Source organism: Pseudomonas sp. NPDC077186, assembly GCF_044543505.1.
In the GTDB taxonomy this organism is placed as follows: domain Bacteria; phylum Pseudomonadota; class Gammaproteobacteria; order Pseudomonadales; family Pseudomonadaceae; genus Aquipseudomonas.
Window position 1 is genome coordinate 441,139 of the sequence record NZ_JBITWE010000003.1, and the last position, 18,234, is coordinate 459,372.

An 18,234-nucleotide genomic window follows, 5' to 3' on the forward strand; every position below is an offset into this window, starting at 1 on the left:
GCATCATCCTTGAAGGTCGGTATTGAGGGTGGCGATCAGGCGAACCTGCTCTTCGTAGGCGCTGGCGAAATCGCGGGTGAACAGGCGCTCGCTCCAATCGTCGTTCTGCTGCAGGTCCGCATGCAGACGACGGTAGGCGCGCCAGCGGCTGCCGGCGGTGGCGAGCAGCGGCTTGCGGCCGCTGCGTTCGAAGCGCATGGCCAGTTGCTCCGGGGCGAACTGCTCGAACATGCCCTTGACCGCCGCGCGGCTGGCGGCGAGCAGCGCCACCTGGTGCGCCTGCAGGTCGCGAAAGCCGCGGCTGATGGCCTGCTCGGCAGGCAGCTGACCGGGTTTGCCGCCACGCAGCAGGGCGGTCAATGTCTCACCGGAGTCCAGACCGTGCTTGAGCGGGTTGTTGCCGGCGCCCTGCACCGTGGTCAGGGCCAGACGCAGCTCGTTCTTCAGCTCGCCGCGGGTACGCAGGGCCTGCTGCAGGCTAGCGACGCTCTGCTTGAGCAGCTTGGCGGCATTCAGCGCCAGGGCTTCGCGGGCATCGTCATCGAGATCGTCGAGGCGCACGCCGAGGGCATCGGCGAACTTCTCCCAGAAACTCGGCGGCAGGCGCTCGGGCTCCGGCGCCGGCTTGGGCTGCGGCGCGGGCGTGGGCATCACCAGCTCGGGCACCAGCAGGTTTTCCTCGTCGATCTGCGCGTAGTCGCGCTGCTGCGCCTGGGCCATGCTGGGGCGCAGCACGGCGGTCAGATCGTCCACCTCGGCGTAGACGCGCTCCTGCTGCTCCAGCGCGGTGAGCGGGTCGAGGTCGAGGAAGGCGTCGTCGGGGATGATGCTGCCGGCCGCCTGGGGCAGGCCGACATCGCCTTCGAACATGGCCGGGTCGCGCACCAGCCGCGCACGGATCTCGAAGTCGCCCAGGCAATACACGCTGCCATGTTCGATACGCTGCGGGCGGCCCTTGGCCAGGCTGGCGCCGCTGTCCTTAAGGGCGATGCCGTTGCTGCTGGTGTCGGTCAGGAAGAACGCACCATCGCGATAGCTGACCTCGGCGTGGCGGCTGGAGAGGATGCGCTTGCGATCGGGGATCACCCAGTCGCACTCCTCGGCGCGGCCGATCACGCCGCCGGCCTGTTTGAAGGTCTTGGTGGTCAACAGACCCGGCACGAACTGCTGTGCGCTGACCATCTCGAATACCAGTTCCATGGTGACTGTGCTCCTCGCGGTCAGTGGCCGCGCTTCTCGGCTTGCGGATCGCCCAGCGGGCGGTATTGGTCGTCGCTGAACTTGTAGTTGCCGGTGCAGCCGGCCAGGGCGATGGCCAGGGCCAGCAGGGCGGCGGTCCGGTAGCGATGCAGCATGGAATGCGCTCCTTGGGTGGAAGTGAAGGGAAGAGGGACGGGCATGCTCAGACCTCGCTCGGGCTGATCTTCAGCCGTTGCATGCGGTACAGCAGGGTGCGCCGGGGCAGGCCCAGCTCGTTGGCGGCATTGGTCTGGTTGCCGCGGTTCTTGCGCAGGCAGTCGAGCAGCAGGTTGCGCTCGAGCCGATCCATGCGCTCGCGCAGGCTCAGCGGTTCGCTGCCTTCGCTCTGGGTCTGCTCCAGATTGAAGTGCTCGGGCAGCAACTCGCCGCCCTCGCAGAGCAGTACGGCGCGCTCGACCAGGCCCTTGAGCTCGCGCACGTTGCCGGGGAAGGCGTAGCCGGCCAGGTGCTCCAGGGCGGCATCGCTCCAGCGGCAGGCGTCGCGCTGCAGCAGGCCGCTGGCGGTGCTGGCGAAGTGACGGGCGAGCAGCAGGATGTCTTCGTCGCGCTCGCGCAGCGGCGGCAACTCGATGGGGAAGTGCGACAGTCGATAGAACAGGTCTTCGCGGAAACGCCCTTCCTCGACACGTTTGCGCAGTTCCTGGTGGGTGGCGGCGACGATGCGCACGTCGACCTTGTGCGTCTCGCTGCTGCCCAGCGGGCGCACCTCGCCTTCCTGCAGCACGCGCAATAGCTTGGCTTGCAGCGTCAGCGGCATATCGCCGATCTCGTCGAGCAGCAGCGTGCCGCCGTCGGCGGCATCGAACAGGCCGGGCTTGTCACGGTCGGCGCCGGTAAAGGCGCCCTTGCGATAGCCAAACAGTTCGCTCTCCAGCAGGTTCTCCGGCAGCGCCGCACAGTTCTGCACGATAAACGCCTTGCTGCGCCGCGCGCCGCAATCGTGGATGGCGCGGGCAACCAGTTCCTTGCCGGTGCCGGTCTCGCCGGTCAGCAACACGCTGACCGGGCTGTGCAGCACCTTGCCGATCAACTGGTAGACGCGGCGCATGGCCTGGCTCTGGCCGAGCAGGCCATAGCCGCTGGCGCAGGGCGTGCCTGGAACAGACGAGACGCTTGCAGCATTGGCGGCACCATCGACAGTCGGTGCACGTAGACGCTGCAACAGCTGCAGCTGAGCCAAGGCGAAACTGCCAAGCTGGGCGAAAGAGGCGGCAAAGCCCTGCAGGATTCGCCGCTCATGGCTGGCCACCAGCAGCAGGCCGCGGGTATGGCCGGCGCCGTCGTGCAGCGGCAGGCACAGCAGGCTGCGCCAGGCGCGGCCGCCTTCCGGCAGGCAGGCGATGCTGTGCAGGCCACTGTCCAGCTCATCGATACACAGCACCTGGTTCTGGCACAGGCAGTACTGCAGCAGCTGTTCGCCGTCGTAGTCGCTGGGCAGGCTGGCCGCCTCGCGCGGTTGCAGCAGGCCGTCGAGCCACTCGGCCGAGAGGGTCAGGCGGGTGTTGGTATGGTCCAGCAGATACAGCTGGCCCAGCGCGCAGTCGGCCAGTTCGGCGGCGGCGCGCACCAGCTCGGCGAGCAGGCGCTCGCTGCTGGCGGCGCCGGCCAGCGTGGCGTAGCGGCCGAGCAGGGCTTCGGCGTAACGCAGCGGTTGCGGGACTTCGGCGAACATCGGCAGCACCTCAGGCGAACTCGCAGGTCACCGCCGAGTCGGCGTCCAGGGTGGCGTGCACGCGCTGCAGGCTTTCGCCGGCAGCCATGGCATCGAGCAGGCGGTCGACCACCAGCGGCTGCAGGTGCTGGTCGATCAGGTGATCGATCAGGCGAGCGCCGCTGTCGCCATGGGTGCAGCGCTCGGCCAGGTGCTCGACCAGGCCGTCGCAGTGGCTGAAGGCGAGCTGACGACGGGCCAGGCGCTCGCCGAAACGGGCCAGCTTGAGGCCGACCAGCTGGCGCAGCAGATCGCCGTCCATCGGGTAGTAGGGCACCACGCGCATGCGCCCGAGCAGGGCCGGCTTGAAGTGCTGGCTCAGCTGCGGGCGGATGGCCAGCTCCAGGTCCTCGGCGGCCGGGCGCTCGCCGCCGGCGCACAGACTGGCGATGCGCTCGCTGGCCAGGTTGCTGGTCATCAGGATCAGGCAGTTGCGGAAGTTGATCTCGCGCCCTTCGCCGTCGTTGGCCACGCCCTTGTCGAAGATCTGGTAGAAGACATTCATCACGTCCGGGTCGGCTTTTTCGACTTCGTCGAGCAGGATCACCGAGTAGGGTTTCTGCCGCACGGCTTCGGTGAGCATGCCGCCCTCGCCGTAACCGACATAGCCGGGCGGCGCGCCGATCAGGCGCGAAACGGTGTGTTTTTCCTGGAACTCGGACATGTTGATCACGGTGAGGAAGCGCTCGCCGCCGTACAGCAGGTCGGCCAGGGCCAGGGCGGTCTCGGTCTTGCCCACGCCGCTGGGGCCGACCAGGAGAAACACGCCCACCGGCGCATCGGCCCGGTTGAGGCCGGCGGCGGTGGCGCGCATGGCCTTGTCCAGCGCCTGGATCGCCTGCTCCTGACCGCGCACGCGCTGGCGCAGGTCGGCGGCGAAGGTGATGACCTTGGTATTGTGCTCGCGCGCCAGCTGGCTCAGCGGCACGCCCGTCCAATGGCTGATCACTTCGGCCACCAGGCGCGGGCAGACCTCGAAGGTGACCAGGCGCTCGCTGGCCTGAGCCGCCGCCAGCTCGGCCTGGAGGGCGCGCAGTTCGGCTTCCAGCTCTTCCAGGCTCGGGCGGGGTTCGTCGCTAGCCTCTACATCGTTACCCAGACGCGCCGCGGCGCAATGCTTGCGCTGCTCGAGCAGGCGCTCGGCCAGGTCGCGCTGCACGGCCCAGCGGGTTTCCACCTGCTCCAGCTCGGCGCGGGCGGCGACCAGGCGGGTTTCCAGGGCATCCAGCGCTTCGCCGTCGATGGCAAGCCCGGCGTCCAGATCGCGGCGCATCGCCTCGCCCTGACGCTCGCCCTCGGCGATCTCGCCGCGCAGGCGCTCCAGCGCCTCGGGTGCGGCGGCCAGACTGATGCGTACGCGGGCGCAGGCGGTATCGAGCACATCCACCGCCTTGTCCGGCAGCTGACGACCAGCCAGGTAGCGCGCCGACAGCTCGGCGGCGGCAACCACCGCGTCGTCGCGCAGGTAAATACCGTGGCTCTTCTCGTACACCGGCGCCAGGCCGCGAAGAATGGTCACCGCCTCGTCGACAGTGGGCTCGTGCAGTTGCACCGGCTGGAAGCGACGGGCCAGCGCCGGGTCCTTCTCGAAGTACTTCTTGTATTCGCTCCAGGTGGTGGCGGCGATGGTACGCAGCTCGCCACGGGCCAGGGCCGGCTTGAGCAGGTTGGCGGCATCGCCGCTACCGGCCTGGCCACCGGCGCCGATCAGGGTGTGGGCCTCGTCGATAAACAGGATGATCGGCTTGGGCGAGGCCTTGACCTCGTCGATCACGCCCTGCAGGCGGCGCTCGAACTCGCCCTTGACGCTGGCGCCGGCCTGCAGCAGGCCGAGGTCCAGGCACAGCAGCTCGACGCCCTTGAGCACCTGCGGCACCTCGCCGGTGGCGATGCGCAGGGCCAGGCCCTCGACGATGGCGGTCTTGCCCACGCCGGCCTCGCCGACCACGATGGGGTTGTTCTTGCGCCGGCGGGCGAGGATATCGACCATCTGGCGGATCGCGCCGTCGCGGCACAGCACCGGGTCGAGCTTGCCGTCGCGGGCCTGCTGGGTGAAGTTGTGGGTAAAGCGCGCCAGATTGGACTCGCCACCCGTCGCCGGCTTGCCGGATGGCTGCGTCTGTTGCTGGCTAAGGGCGAAGTCGCGCAGACGCTCGGCATTGAGCGTGCTCAGCAGCGCCTGGTAACGGCTACCGGCGTAGCGCATGGGGTTGCGCAGCAGGGCGAGGATCAGCGCGGCCTGGTCGATCTGGCTGGCACCCAGCTCCAGGTTGGCCACCAGCAGGGCGTCCTGCAGCCACTGCACCAGCTCGGCAGAAAACACCGGGTTGCGCGACTCGCTGTGCTCGCCGCGCGGCTGCAGCGCCTGGGCCAGATCAAAGGCATCGATCTCGGCATCCTGCAGGGCGCGCGCCAGCAGGCTTTGCGGGCGCTCGAGGAGGCCCAGCAGCAGATCCTCGACGAGGATCTTGTTGCCGCCGCGTACCACGCAGCGTTCGGCGGCCATCTCCAGGTCGCGCTTGCTCGCGGCGTCCAGGGCTTGAACCAGTTGTTGCAGGTCGACGTTGATCATTTCATCTGTCCTTAATGAATCTTGCTGCCGAGGGTGACCAGACCGTCGGCGTTCTCGCGACCGAGCCAGGTGGTCCAGCCCAGCAGGCAGGGGTTGCCTTCGCCGATGCGCAGGTCGCGGATTTCGTCCTGACGCAGCTCCAGGCGGATGTCGTAGTCCAGCGGATCGCGCAGGGTAAAGCGCACCAGCGCGCAGAGCGGCTGGTAACCCGTACCGATCGGCAGGAACTCGTGAAAGCGCGTCCAGCCCAGCTGGCGCACGTGGATGCGGAACTTGCCGCCGCGGTCGCGCACGCGCTCGCCGAGCACGGTGTCTTCGCCGAGCAGGCTGTTGGCGCGGCCGAGGCGGTTGCGCTGTTCTTCCAGCACCACCACCTGGCGCTCCAGGCACTGCTCGATGAACAGCTCGGCGTGCTTGAAGTAGTAACGCAGCACCGACTCGATCAGCGCCGCCGAGTGGGCGCGCAGGCTGAGCAGGCCGAGGTAGGGCAGCAGGCGCTTCCAGTTCAGCTCCTGGGCCTGGCGGATCTGCTCGCTGCCCAGGCCGATCAGGGCGAACAGCTGCGCGGAGAAGGGGTCCATCGCCCCGCTCTGGAAGCTGGCGCGATAGCGGTACTTCTGCCAGATCGGCAGCAACAGGCGCTGCAGGCGGCTGTTGAACAGGTCGAGGAAGTCGCGGGTCGGGTTGCCGTCCTCGCTGTCGCCCAGGGCCTGCTCGCTGTAAAAGGCCGGCAATGGCGAGCCGCCGCCGAACAGGCCGACCAGGTTGACGCGCATGCGCGCGCGCAGCTCGCCGTGCTCCTCGAAGAACTGCACGCGATCGATATCGCTGCCGGGAAAGCCCAGGCTCGGGTTGGCCTGGAACTCCAGGTACTCGTAGAGGCGCTCCTCGTCCTTCAGTTCAGGATGAGCGACCTTGAGGCGCTCCAGCACCAGCTGTACGGCCTGGAACAGGCTGTACTCGCGGATGCCCCGGCTGAGCCGGTTCAGAGCAGGGGCTGCTGCCCCATACGTGGCGTCCATTTGTACAACTCTCCCTGTGTGCTCTGTACGTGCAGCTCGTGGTAGCTGTTGAGGCTGGCGTAGAGGGCGAAAAACTCATTGAGTACCGAGGCGAAGAGGAACAGGTCGCCCTCGCCCAGATACCCTTCCGGGTTCATGCTCAGTTCGGTGCGCACGCCGCGTACCGGCAGGCCGCGGTGCAGGCGGTCGACATGGCGGTGGCCGATGCTCTTGAGGCCGCCGAGCAGGCGCTTGCTGACGCGCTCGGCGTGCTGGTCGTAGTAGCGCGGCAGGTCGTAGGTCTCGAGGATCACCTTGAGCGCCTCGACGTTGGCCAGCGACAGGTAGTTCAGCGACATGTTGGAAATCAGCTTCCACAGGAAGTCGCGGTGCAACGGCGGTGCATAACTGGGTGTAACGGCGCTGATATTGCGGAAGCTGAGGAAATCCGGGGTGTCCTCGCTGGGCAGGCAGATATCGCCCAGGCGCAGCTGACGCGGCAGATTCTGGTTGGTGCAGGTCAGCTCGATGGACAGCGTCTCGTGCTGGTCGAGGTTGCGCAGGCCGAAGCTGAGCCAGGTTTCCAGACCATCGCCGAGCATCGAGGGTTGCTGGCGCACGCTGTAGTGCGGGCGCGCCACCGGCACGTCGAAGCTGGGGTCGTGCTCGAACGACTCGAACGGCACGTACTCTTCGTAGCCCATGCCGCCCGGCTTCCAACCGGTGACGCGGTCCACCGAGAACACCCCGCAATGCTGCGAATCGTACTCGGCCGGCAGCAGCAGGTATTGATCCTGCTTGCCGTCGAGGCGGATCGGGATGGCGTCGTGCTGGAACAGGTTGACCACCGGTGTGCAATACAGACGCACGTTCTCCAGGGTCGGGCGGATGCGCTGCACGCCGGCCTTGTGGATATCGAAGCGCAGCTCCAGGCCGCGCGCCTGCTTGAGCAGATCCTCGGGCAAGCTGTGAATGGCATCCAGGCCGAGCAGGTCGACGAAGAGGAACTTGTCCTGGAAGGCGAAGTATTCCTGCAGATAGCGGTAGCCGCGGAAGGTATTCAGCGGGTAGGGGATCAACGCCTCGTCTTCGGCGAAACCCACCGGCTGCACCTGCTCGGGCTTGAGCTGCAGGGTGCCGAGGGTCTGGCCGAAGGCATCCTGCATGGGCTTGCCGGCGGCATCGAGCAGCACCAGCTGGATACCGCCGAGGTTGCGCAGCAGCGCCAGGTAGAGCATCTGGCCGATATAACGCTCCCCCGCCAGGTGCAGGCGCAGCTTGTTCAGGCCGATCTCGCCGATATGGCCGTCGGCGCTCATGCCCAGGCGCAGGCTGAGCAGCGCGCCGTCGCCCTTCACCGAGTAGTCCAGGCCGCTCAGCGCCAGCGGCAACACCTCGGTGGGGTAGCAGGTGCGGAAGCGGCAGGTGACGCCCTCGATGGCCTTGGCTTCCACCGGCGTGCCACGACCAACCGGCAGCGCCGGACCGGGGCGGGTCAGCGGGTCGAACTGCAGCATGCTGAAAGCCGGCAGCGGGCGCATGTAGTTCGGCCACAGCAGATGCATCAGCGAATGGGTCAGCTCCGGCAGCTCGTCGTCGAGCTTCTGCCGCAGGCGCCCGGTAAGGAAGGCGAAACCTTCGAGCAGGCGCTCGACGTCCGGGTCACGCCCGGCCTGCCCGAGGAACGGCGCCAGCGCAGGGCTGCGCTCGGCGAAACGCTTGCCCAGTTGGCGCAGGGCGGTGAGTTCGCTTTGGTAGTAGTGGTTGAAAGACATTAGTTGGCCTTCTCCATGGCCGATTCGATGCAATGCCAGAGGTTGTCTGGCGCCTCTTCTTCGAGGTCGGCGAGGTAGTCCGGCTGCAGAGTCAGATGCGGCAGCTTCATCGGTACTGACGAACACCCATGCATGCTGATCGAGCCACAGCGACGCGTGTGATAACCGGGGGCACTGACCGAAAGCCTGGTCCAGCAGCGTGGCGCATCGGCCAGCAGGGCAATCAGGCGATAGTCGCGTTGCTCGGCAAAGGCGAAACGGCCTTCGGCGTCGCTGACCGTTTCATCGCCCCAGAATTCGTCGCTGCCGATTTCCAGCTCAATTTTGGCGCCCATCACGGGCCGCCCCGTTTCGGCAGACAGCACTCGGCCCTCGATGGCAGGGCTTCGGGTCACCGAATGTGGATAGGGGACGCAGGCACCGAGTGTAGTTAGCGCTGCTAGGAGTAGAGGCGCACTCATCTTTGGCTGGGTAGGAAAACCGAACTGGTTTTGCGGATTAACGGCCACGGCGTCAATTCTCGATAATTCTGTAAGGGGTATTGCTGATGAACCGGTTCAGCCAGCTGTCTTGCCATTCCGGCACGCCGATCTCAAAGGTCTGCTGCTGCTTGTCGAAGTCGAACCAAACAATGCCTACGGTTCTGTCATCTTCGTGCGAACGCATGTCCGTGTAGTGCTTGTCGTAGAGCGGCGTACGGAAGGTGGAGCCCGGTGCATGGGTGTCGATGACGCGGATATAGGCGAGATCGCTCCAAGATCCGAGCCAAGGTGCCAGCAACACGCTCTGCAAAATGAATCTTCCCGAGGGGCTCGGATACGAGTACTGCGCTTTCTGAGTGGTGGCGAGGTGAACAGCCCCCCAAAAAAGCAGGAGCAGGAGGGATATTGGCAACAGCAGCGCCACAGAGAGCTTTCGAATATTCATTTCTTAAACTCAAAGGCAACTGGAGTAATAGTTTCGTAGCCGATATTGGAATAGACGACGAAGTCGCCGCCTTTCTTATGCCTTGAGCGGTATTCCACAAAGTGGCCGTTGGTGATCAAGAAATAGCGTTTGCTTTCTAAATCCTTGAAACGCTGGTCAACGTCATCGCCGGTGAACGGCGCTGTGGCAACCACCTTCGCTTTTTCGTAATCGATATTGGCGTTGTTGCTGAGACTGTCTGCCACGCCCTGTGCAATACCATCGAAGTTCCAGTAGCCGAGTGGCTGGCTGAGCAGACCCTCATCGTTAAAGTCATATGCATCTTCGGCATAGAACCCAATGCGCTCGGCGATGAAGGTCACCTTGTCCGGGAACGCGTTGACGATACCCTCGACTGTGACTCGCAGATTGAAGTTGGCCAGTGCGCCGCGCAGATCATTGAGCTCATCGCCAAAGGTGTCGAAAGTGACCGAACGGCTGTTGGCGTAACCGAAAGCCTCGGCTTTGCTGCCTTGGCCATTGAACGACAACGGGAAGCATCCGCCAGAGTGCTGACCGAACTCCCTGAGGATGTTTCTACGGATGAGTTTGGTCGCCTGGGGATTGTTCCAGGCAGTTCTTAGTTCGTTGCGGGCCCTCACCACCCGCGGAAACCCCATCAACCATTTGTACGTGACTATGGTCTCCTCCATATATTGAGGAGGGGGCATCTGCACATGGCTCTTCACCTCGGCTGTCATACCGCCGCTGGGTGTGCCCCAGGGCTTTCCTTGGAACCAGTGCCGCATAAGCTTCGCGGAAATCGGCCAGCCCATTTTGTCCATGGCTGCTGGAATATCCGTGATCTTGAACAGACGAACCTGCGCGGTCGTTCCTTGTGAGTTTTGCGAACTTGGTGTGAGCGTGGATTTCAGGACGATATCGGACATGTGCAGTTCTCCACGCAGTCAGGCAATCACTACTTCGGACTGTTCGGCGATAACTAGCTCAATGGCTTCTCCACTCGAAGAGCGGAGTTTGTCGGTTCTCCCGTCCACACCGGTGGTCCCATGGATCTCTTTGCCAGATGCGCTGCGGAGCACATACGAAACCCCACTCAGTGGGGCCCCGGAGTCTTGGTCGAGCAGGACGAAAAACTCATCGAACACACCTTTGATATCCACAGGAGCAGGAGAGACAAACGAAGCACCACCCCCACTAGTCCCAATAATCACCGTCCCCGATCCGCCAATCACCACATTGCCGTGGCTCCCCACCGAGCCCACCACCGCCGCCGGCATGCCGTTGATCAGTAGGGTAGGAATCACCGCGCCAGCCATGGCGCCGCCGCAGGCGGAGGCATCGCCCATGCGGGCGGCGGGCAGGCTGTCGAACAGCACGTCGGGCGAGCCGGCGGCGATCGGGTTGCTGCCGTGGCCGGGAATCGGGCAGGCGGTGGGATCGCCGAGGCGGGCTGCGGGTTTACCGGACATGTGAGGCTCCTGGGTTGACCTTGACCTGACCGCTGCCATCCAGGCTCGCGGAGAAACTGACGTGACGCTTGATGCCGTCCATTTCCAGCAGGCCGTCGATGGCGAAGGCCTGACGCAGCGGGTCATGAGTGCGCGGCAGGGAAATCACGCGCACCTGGGTCAGACGGGGTTCGTACGCTTCGATAAAGCGTTCGATGGCGATACGCGCCTGCTGCAGCGAGTCGTGCAGCGACAGGCGCATATCGTTCAAATCGGGCAACCCGTAGTCGGGCAGCGTTTGCACGCTGCCCGCACGGGTGCTGAGCATCTTGGCCAGATGGGCAGCCACCGAGGCCATGGCGGCGACCTCGCGGCTCCAGCCGGCACGTTGGCCGGCCTCGCCACCGAGGCGCTCGAACAGGCTGCCGTAGGCCATGCGTGCTTACTCCTTGTCCAGCTTGCCGACCAAGGACAGGGTGAAGTCGGCACCCATGTACTTGAAGTGCGGGCGCACGTTCAGGCTGACGCGGTACCAGCCCGGCTCGCCTTCGACATCGCTGACGATGACCTGGGCGGCACGCAGCGGACGACGGCTACGCACTTCGGCGCTGGGGTTCTCCTGGTCGGCGACGTACTGGCGAATCCACTTGTTCAGCTCCAGCTCGAGGTCGGTGCGCTCCTTCCAGGCGCCGATCTGCTCGCGCTGCAGCACTTTCAGGTAGTGAGCCAGGCGGTTGACGATGAACATGTACGGCAGCTGGGTGCCCAGCTTGTAATTCAGCTCGGCGTTCTTGCCTTCTTCGCTGATGCCGAAGAACTTCGGCTTCTGCGCCGAGTTGGCGGAGAAGAACGCGGCGTTGTCGCTGCCTTTGCGCATGGTCAGGGCGATAAAGCCTTCTTCGGCCAGCTCGTACTCGCGGCGGTCGGACACCAGCACTTCGGTGGGGATCTTGGTCTCGATCTCGCCCATGCTCTCGAAGTGGTGCAATGGCAGGTCTTCCACCGCGCCACCGCTCTGCGGGCCGATGATGTTCGGGCACCAGCGGAACTTGGCGAAGCTGTCGGTCAGACGGCTGGCGAAGGCGTAGGCGGTGTTGCCCCACAGGTAGTGCTCGTGGCTGTTGGCGACGTTTTCCTTGTAGACGAAGGTCTTCACCGGGTTGTCTTCCGGGTCGTACGGGTTGCGCAGCAGGAAGCGCGGTACGGTCAGACCGACGTAGCGGGCGTCTTCCTGCTCACGGAAGCTCTGCCACTTGGTGAATTGCGGGCCTTCGAAGTGGTCTTTCAGGTCCTTCAGGTCCGGCAGGCCGGTGAAGGTCTCCAGGCCGAAAAATTTCGGGCCGGCGGCAGCGATGAACGGGGCGTGGGACATGCAGGCCACCGAGGCGACGTACTGCAGGGTCTTGACGTCCGGGGCGCTCGGGTCGAAGAAGTAGTTGGCGATCAGGGCGCCGACCGGCTGGCCACCGAACTGGCCGTACTCGGCGGTGTAGATGTGCTTGTACAGGCCGGACTGAACGATTTCCGGGCTGTCTTCGAAGTCATCGAGCAGGTCCTGCTTGGAGGCGTTGAGGATCTCCAGCTTGATGTTCTCGCGGAAGTTGGTGCGGTCCACCAGCAGCTTGAGGCCGCGCCAGGAGGATTCCAGGGCCTGGAACTGCTGGTGGTGGAGAATCTCGTCCATCTGCCGGCTGAGCTTGGCGTCGATCTCCGCGATCATGCGGTCGACCATGGCCTTCTTCACCGGCTCGTTTTCGTTCTGCGGCTTGAGCAGCTCTTCGATGAAGGCCGACACGCCACGCTTGGCGATGTCGTAGGCCTCGTCGTCCGGAGTCAGCTTGGTTTCCGCGATGATGCGGTCGAGGATGCCGAGGTCGGCGGCGCTGTGGCTGCTTTCTACGGCTGCGCTAGTCGTGCTCATGAATATGCGTCCTTGTCGGTGGGAATCAGGAATCCAGTTTGTCTTGGGCGGCCAGGCCCAGTTCGCCGAGCACGCGGTCGCGCGAGTCGTCGTCGGAGAGCACGCTCTCGATCGCCTTGCGGAAGGCCGGGGCGTTGCCCAGCGGGCCTTTGAGGGCGACCAGGGCGTCGCGCAGTTCCATCAGTTTCTTCAGCTCCGGTACCTGCTCGACCAGGTTGGCCGGGTTGAAGTCCTTCATGGAGTTGATCTTCAGCTGTACGGCCAGCTCGTCGCCTTCCTGCTCGTCCTGCAGACGGTTCGGTACGGCGAAGGTCAGGTTCAGTTCCTGTTTGGCCAGCACCTCGTCGAAGCTGTTCTTGTCGATGCTGATGGGCTTGCGGTCTTCGATCTTGCGCTCGTCGGCACGCTGGGTGAAATCGCCGAGCACCATCAGCTTCAGGGGCAGTTCGATTTCTTCCTGGGCACCGCCGGTGGCGGGTTTGAAGGTGACGTTGATGCGTTCCTTGGGGGCTACCGAGCCTTCTTTGGCCATGGGTGTTCTCCTTTGCGTTGATGGCCCGGGGGCCTTGATTGGCGTGTTGGCGCCTTACTCCAGCACCACCTCGAGGTCGAGGTGGCACAACCTGCGATAGATCTCGTCCTTGCTGTCGCGCACCGCATGGTTCTGCGGCAGCAGCTCGCAGCAGTTGTGCAGCAGGCGCAGCACTTCCAGGGCGAGATCGGGTTCCCACTCGCCGAGGCCGGAAGCCTGCAGCGTCTGGTCGAGCGATTCGAGCTGGGTCTTGGCCAGTTCGTACTTCTTCGCGGCGAAGCACAGGCGGGCCAGGGTCAGTTGCCAGAAGAAGCGCTCGCGGCCGCCGCGCGCGCGATTGAGGCCCTGCTTGAGCTGCTGCACCGCGGCCTTCAGACCGTCCTTGCGCAGGCCGGGCAGCACCTGCTGCAAGGCTTCTTCCCAGGGCGGGGTGGCGCCCTGTTCGCTGGCGGCGGGCTTCTTCTCGGTTTCCGGCGCCTGCAGATGGGGCAGCACGTAGGCGCCGATCCAGGCGCGGGTCTCGCCGTCGGCGAAGGGCACGCCGTCGTGGAAGCGCAGCTCGTCGAGGCCGGGTACGCGCTGCAGGAACAGGGCGAGCTGGATCTCCACCTCGCGCATGGCCTGTTCGGCCTTGAGCTCCTGCAGGCATTCCCAGACCAGGCGCTGGCCGTCGAGCCAGAACGGCGCGCGGGCGATGCTGGCTTCCAGATCCGCCAGCAGGTCGGCGTAGGCGCCCTGGGCGAAGCGCTCCGCGTAGGAGGCCAGCTTGTCGGCCGGCAAACCGCGCAGGGCGGTGATCTGTTCAGCGTTGCGCTCGGGCAGCGACTCGATGGGCAGCCACAGCAGGGTGCGCGCCAGGCGCAGCGGCTTGAGGTCGGTGGCCTTGTTCTTCAGCCACCAGGCGCACAGCGGGCGGGCGGCATCCTGCTGGGCGCGCAGGGCCTTGTGCGCGTCCTTCTCGCTCTCGATGGGGCCGTTGCCGGTGATGATCTGGGTGGCGACCTGCTTGACCTGGGCGATGGCGGCGCCCACCGCACCGGGTTCGGCCTGGCCCTGACTGGCGCGCTTGATCTGCTCGTCCAGGCGCCGCCACAGTGGTTTCAGCAGTGGCGCATCATCGCCAAGCTGGGCAAACAGGCTTTCATCCAGGCCCCGCAGGTCCTCGAGCAGCTTGCGAAACAACGGTAGCTGCTCGCCGATCGGCACGTGCTCGGCCAGCGCCTGCTCCAGGCGCGGCAGCAGCCAGTTGATGGCGGCGGCGCGGGTACGCGGCTTGCGCGGGTGCAGTTCGCTCCAGTGCTGCTCGCAGAGGTAGTGCAGCAGGTTGAGACCGGCCTGCAGGCCGGCGAAGGATTCGCGCTGGAACAGGCCCCAGGTGAGCCAGGTGGCGGCGCGCAGATCCTTGGATTGGCTGGTCAGCAGGCTCTCGCTGCCCTCGCGCACTTTCTGCCAGTCGATGGCGCCGGTTTCATGCAAGGAAGCGGCCTTGCCCAGCTCGGTTTCCAGCATTTCGTATTCGCTGGAATAACGCACGTCTTCGCCGGCGAAGTTCCCTTCATTAATAGGGGTTTTGGCCAGATTGAGATAATGCGCAGTGAGCTTGCTGGAGTAGGTCATTCCATGACTCAAATAATTAAGTGGGCAACTTCCACGGCCGTGCAAATGGCCATCCGGCCTTTGCCAAAACACCGCAGTGCGCAACTTTTTGCGCAGTTGTTTGTGCAACAACTTGCGCAAGATCCTTATGGGACGGGCATCCTAGCCATATGCCAGCAGGTGGGCAACCGCCCGAAGTGTGAAATACCTAACATTCGACGACATCTTACAAATTATTACTGGAACGTCAGTTCCGCTAATTTGTCGCGCCCACAGAGCAAGTTGCTATCGGTGTTTCGACTGTAGGAGAAGTTGTTTCGAACTTGTAGGAAATGTCTTACTGGCAAATTAGTGGCGCATCACAATTAATGGCACTTTGATAGTGTCTTTTGTGACTTTGGCCACTGTTCGCCGGACGCCGTTGTGCCAGGCCGGGCGCAACCACTCGCTCGACCTGGCAATGGCTCAGCCGGCCAGGGCCTCGCTGGACAGGCGCAGTCGCAGAGCATGCCGTTGGTCGGCGGCCAGACGCACCACGTCCTCCATGACGTTGGCCGTCTCGATGCACAGCATGCCCTGCCAGGCCTCGGCGGCGAACTGCGACAGGCGTCTGGCCTTGTCGATCCAGGGGTTCCACAGCACCGCCGAGCGCGAGCCGCTGCTGTCCAGGTGGATGCGCCGGCCCCAGCCCGGATCGACGATGCTCAGCCGCGCCGGGGTGCCGAGGTAGATGCGGTCGGTCTCGCCGGCGAACTGCAGGGCGCCGTCCTGGCGGCGCTCGCGCCAGTCGTCGAGGGTGTCGAGGTAGCGACAGCCGTCCAGCCCTTCGACGCCGACCTGGCGCACGTCGCTGACGGCGAAGTAGCTGTGCAGCGCCTGGCTGACGACCAGCGGCTCGTCGCCCTGGTTATGCGTCTCGAGCGTCAGCGCGAGGTCCTCGCCGAGGCGGATGTCCAGCTGCAGGCGGGCGGCATGCGGCCAGCCGGGCAGCAGGTGCTGGCGGCTGTCGAAGACGAAGCGCAGGGTCACCGCATCGCCGTCCTCGTCGATCCCCAGCAGTTGCCAGTCGAGGTCGCGCACCAGGCCATGGCTGGGCGCCAGCCCGGGTTGATAGGCGGCCTGCACGGCGGGCGGATTGCAGCGCAGGTCGCCGAACCAGGGCCAGCACACCGGCACCCCGCCGCGCACGCTCTGCCCGCGCTGGTAGGCGGCCTGCTCGCTGAGCCAGATCAGCGGCGGCTGGCCGTCGGGCTGGTAACTGAGGATCTGCGCGCCCTGCTGGGCCACCAGCAGCTCGGCATGCGCCGTGCGCACGCGCCAGCAGGTCAGTTGGTCCAGTTCCACGCGTTCGACTTGGGCAGTGTTCATGACGGCATTCTCGCGACAGAGGGCTTGCCTCTATTGGAACCCCGGATGGCGCACAAAGCAAAACGCCCGTCGCGAGGACGGGCGTTTTGCTTGCCATGGATCGGCCTTACTTGCCGTAGACCTGCTCCGGCAGCCAGGTGATCAGCCCCGGGAAGATGTAGGCGATCACCAGCAGCAGCAGCTGGATCAGGATGAACGGCAGCACGCCCTTGTAGATGGTGCTGGTGGCCACCGACTTCGGCGTCACCCCGCGCAGATAGAACAGGGCGAAGCCGAACGGCGGGGTGAGGAAGGAGGTCTGCAGGTTCAGCGCGATCATCACCCCCAGCCAGATCGGGTCGAGGCCCATGGCCAGCAGCACCGGCCCGACGATCGGCACCACCACGAAGGTGATCTCGATGAAGTCGAGGATGAAGCCGAGCAGGAAGATCACCAGCATCACCAGGAAGAAGGCGCCGAGCACGCCGCCGGGCAGCTGGGCGAACACGTCCTCGATCAGCGCCTCGCCGCCGAAGCCGCGGAACACCAGGGAGAACAGCGAGGCGCCGATCAGGATCATGAAGACCATGGCGCTGATCTCGGTGGTGCCGTAGGCCACTTCCTTGAGTTGGGTGAAGTTCAGCTTGCGCTTGCTCAGCGCCAGCAGCATGGCGCCGACGGCGCCGAGGGCGGCCGCTTCGGTGGGCGTGGCGTAGCCGGCGAGGATCGAGCCGAGCACCGCGCCGATCAGGATCAGCGGCGGCACCAGGGCGCGCAGCAGCTTGCCCCATTCGACATCGCCAAGCTCCTCCTTGGGCAGCGCCGGCAGCTTCTTCGGCTGGAAGATCGCGGTGGCGATGATGTAGAGAATGTACAGGCCGACCAGCAGCAGGCCGGGCAGCAGGGCGCCGACGAACAGGTCGCCGACCGACACGGTCTTCGGCGAGAAGATGCCCATCTTCAGCTGCGCCTGCTGATAGGCGCTGGACATCACGTCGCCCAGCAGCACCAGGACGATGGACGGCGGGATGATCTGCCCCAGGGTGCCGGTGGCGGCCAGGGTGCCGGTGGCGATGGCCGGGTCGTAGCCGCGGCGCAGCATGGTCGGCAGCGCCAGCAGGCCCATGGTCACCACGGTGGCGCCGACGATACCGGTCGACGCGGCCAGCAGGGTACCGACCACGCACACCGAGATCGCCAGGCCGCCGCGCAGGGTGCCGAACAGGCGCGACATCGACTCGAGCAGGTCCTCGGCCACCCGCGAGCGTTCCAGCATCACCCCCATGAACACGAACAGCGGCACCGCCAGCATGGTCTGGTTGTTCATGATGCCGAACAGGCGGTTGGGCAGGGCGCTGAGGTAGCCGGCGTCGAAGGTGCCGGTGAACACGCCGATACCGGCGAACAGCAAGGATACGCCGGCCAGGGTGAAGGCCACCGGGTAACCGGCCATCAACGCCAGGCAGATGCCGACGAACAGCAGAATCGCCATCAACTCAGCCATGTTTCACCTCCGGAGCCGGCAGGCGACCGCTGATGACGTAGAGCGCCTTGATCAGGTTGGCGATGCCCTGCAGCACCAGGCCGACCACCAGCACCAGGATGATGCTCTTCTGCAGGTAGACGAACTTGAGGCCGCCGGACTCGCTGGACGCCTCCAGGGTCGCCCAGGAGCTGCTCACGTAGTCCCAGCTGGCCCAGCCGAGGAACAGGCATACCGGCAACAGGAACAGCAGGTTGCCGAAGATCTCCACCAGGGCCTGGCGGCGGCCACTGAAGTTCTGGAAGAAGATGTCCACGCGCACGTGGCCGTTGCGCTGCAGCACCCAGGCGGTGGCGCCCATGAACACCAGGGCGTGGGCGTAGAGCACGGCTTCCTGCAGGGCGGTGGCGCCGATGCCGAAGCCGTAGCGCAGCACCACGACCACGGCGGTGCCGAGCACCAGGAACAGGGTCAACCAGGCACAGGCCTTGCCGAACCAGGCGTTGAGAGCATCGATCAGGTACGCAAGCGCGAGGGGAAGCGATGGCTTGTCGGACATAGTGAGTCCTTTATCGTTATGGGTAGGGGGACAGGACGCCGGCCCGGTCGGTCGCACGTCACGCCGCTCGCATCCTTGTGGGTCGCGGGCCGGCGATTC

17 protein-coding genes are annotated in these 18,234 nt (G+C 65.2%); all 17 read right to left on the minus strand.

Going from position 1 to position 18,234, the window contains the following annotated elements; all coding sequences use genetic code 11:
* Positions 1–3 precede the first annotated feature (3 nt).
* Positions 4–1,200, minus strand: a complete 1,197-nt coding sequence (gene tagH, locus ACIGKL_RS14040; RefSeq protein WP_397487232.1) for a type VI secretion system-associated FHA domain protein TagH — start codon at positions 1,198–1,200, stop codon at positions 4–6.
* 20 nt (positions 1,201–1,220) lie between these two features.
* Positions 1,221–1,355: a hypothetical protein gene (locus ACIGKL_RS14045; protein ID WP_017676356.1), complete on the minus strand. Its 135-nt coding sequence runs from the start codon at positions 1,353–1,355 to the stop codon at positions 1,221–1,223.
* Between the two features lie 47 nt (positions 1,356–1,402).
* Positions 1,403–2,932, minus strand: coding sequence for a sigma 54-interacting transcriptional regulator (locus tag ACIGKL_RS14050; protein WP_397487233.1), 1,530 nt, complete (start codon positions 2,930–2,932; stop codon positions 1,403–1,405).
* Between the two features lie 10 nt (positions 2,933–2,942).
* The gene (gene tssH / locus ACIGKL_RS14055; protein WP_397487234.1) at positions 2,943–5,543 is read right to left on the minus strand and encodes a type VI secretion system ATPase TssH; all 2,601 of its coding nucleotides are present in this window, start codon (positions 5,541–5,543) and stop codon (positions 2,943–2,945) included.
* Positions 5,544–5,554: 11 nt separating this feature from the next.
* Positions 5,555–6,565 (minus strand): type VI secretion system baseplate subunit TssG, encoded by a 1,011-nt coding sequence (tssG, locus tag ACIGKL_RS14060; protein ID WP_397487235.1) that lies wholly within the window; start codon positions 6,563–6,565, stop codon positions 5,555–5,557.
* Entirely contained in the window at positions 6,529–8,319 is a 1,791-nt protein-coding gene (tssF, locus tag ACIGKL_RS14065; RefSeq protein ID WP_397487236.1) for a type VI secretion system baseplate subunit TssF, read from the minus strand. Before tssF ends, tssG begins: the two co-directional genes overlap by 37 nt.
* Positions 8,319–8,684, minus strand: a complete 366-nt coding sequence (locus ACIGKL_RS14070; protein ID WP_397487237.1) for a carboxypeptidase-like regulatory domain-containing protein — start codon at positions 8,682–8,684, stop codon at positions 8,319–8,321. Before ACIGKL_RS14070 ends, tssF begins: the two co-directional genes overlap by 1 nt.
* 148 nt (positions 8,685–8,832) lie before the next feature.
* Positions 8,833–9,246: a hypothetical protein gene (locus ACIGKL_RS14075; RefSeq protein WP_397487238.1), complete on the minus strand. Its 414-nt coding sequence runs from the start codon at positions 9,244–9,246 to the stop codon at positions 8,833–8,835.
* On the minus strand, positions 9,243–10,175 hold the full coding sequence (locus tag ACIGKL_RS14080) for a DUF6402 family protein (RefSeq protein ID WP_397487239.1): 933 nt from the start codon (positions 10,173–10,175) through the stop codon (positions 9,243–9,245). The genes ACIGKL_RS14075 and ACIGKL_RS14080 overlap by 4 nt, the downstream gene beginning before the upstream one ends.
* Positions 10,176–10,193: 18 nt before the next feature.
* Complete coding sequence (locus tag ACIGKL_RS14085) at positions 10,194–10,718, minus strand: PAAR domain-containing protein (RefSeq protein WP_397487240.1); 525 nt, start codon at positions 10,716–10,718, stop codon at positions 10,194–10,196.
* Complete coding sequence (gene tssE, locus ACIGKL_RS14090) at positions 10,708–11,133, minus strand: type VI secretion system baseplate subunit TssE (protein ID WP_397487241.1); 426 nt, start codon at positions 11,131–11,133, stop codon at positions 10,708–10,710. The genes ACIGKL_RS14085 and tssE overlap by 11 nt, the downstream gene beginning before the upstream one ends.
* 6 nt (positions 11,134–11,139) lie before the next feature.
* On the minus strand, positions 11,140–12,618 hold the full coding sequence (gene tssC, locus ACIGKL_RS14095) for a type VI secretion system contractile sheath large subunit (protein WP_397487242.1): 1,479 nt from the start codon (positions 12,616–12,618) through the stop codon (positions 11,140–11,142).
* Between the two features lie 25 nt (positions 12,619–12,643).
* Positions 12,644–13,150 carry a type VI secretion system contractile sheath small subunit gene (tssB, locus tag ACIGKL_RS14100; RefSeq protein WP_397487243.1) on the minus strand — a complete coding sequence of 169 codons (507 nt, stop codon included), beginning with the start codon at positions 13,148–13,150 and terminating at the stop codon, positions 12,644–12,646.
* 54 nt (positions 13,151–13,204) lie between these two features.
* Positions 13,205–14,767: a type VI secretion system protein TssA gene (gene tssA / locus ACIGKL_RS14105; RefSeq protein ID WP_397487244.1), complete on the minus strand. Its 1,563-nt coding sequence runs from the start codon at positions 14,765–14,767 to the stop codon at positions 13,205–13,207.
* A gap of 444 nt (positions 14,768–15,211) precedes the next feature.
* Positions 15,212–16,114 carry a D-hexose-6-phosphate mutarotase gene (locus tag ACIGKL_RS14110; RefSeq protein ID WP_397487245.1) on the minus strand — a complete coding sequence of 301 codons (903 nt, stop codon included), beginning with the start codon at positions 16,112–16,114 and terminating at the stop codon, positions 15,212–15,214.
* Between the two features lie 106 nt (positions 16,115–16,220).
* Positions 16,221–17,597: a TRAP transporter large permease subunit gene (locus ACIGKL_RS14115; protein WP_397487246.1), complete on the minus strand. Its 1,377-nt coding sequence runs from the start codon at positions 17,595–17,597 to the stop codon at positions 16,221–16,223.
* Complete coding sequence (locus tag ACIGKL_RS14120) at positions 17,590–18,135, minus strand: TRAP transporter small permease subunit (RefSeq protein ID WP_397487247.1); 546 nt, start codon at positions 18,133–18,135, stop codon at positions 17,590–17,592. Before ACIGKL_RS14120 ends, ACIGKL_RS14115 begins: the two co-directional genes overlap by 8 nt.
* Between the last annotated feature and the right edge of the window lie 99 nt (positions 18,136–18,234).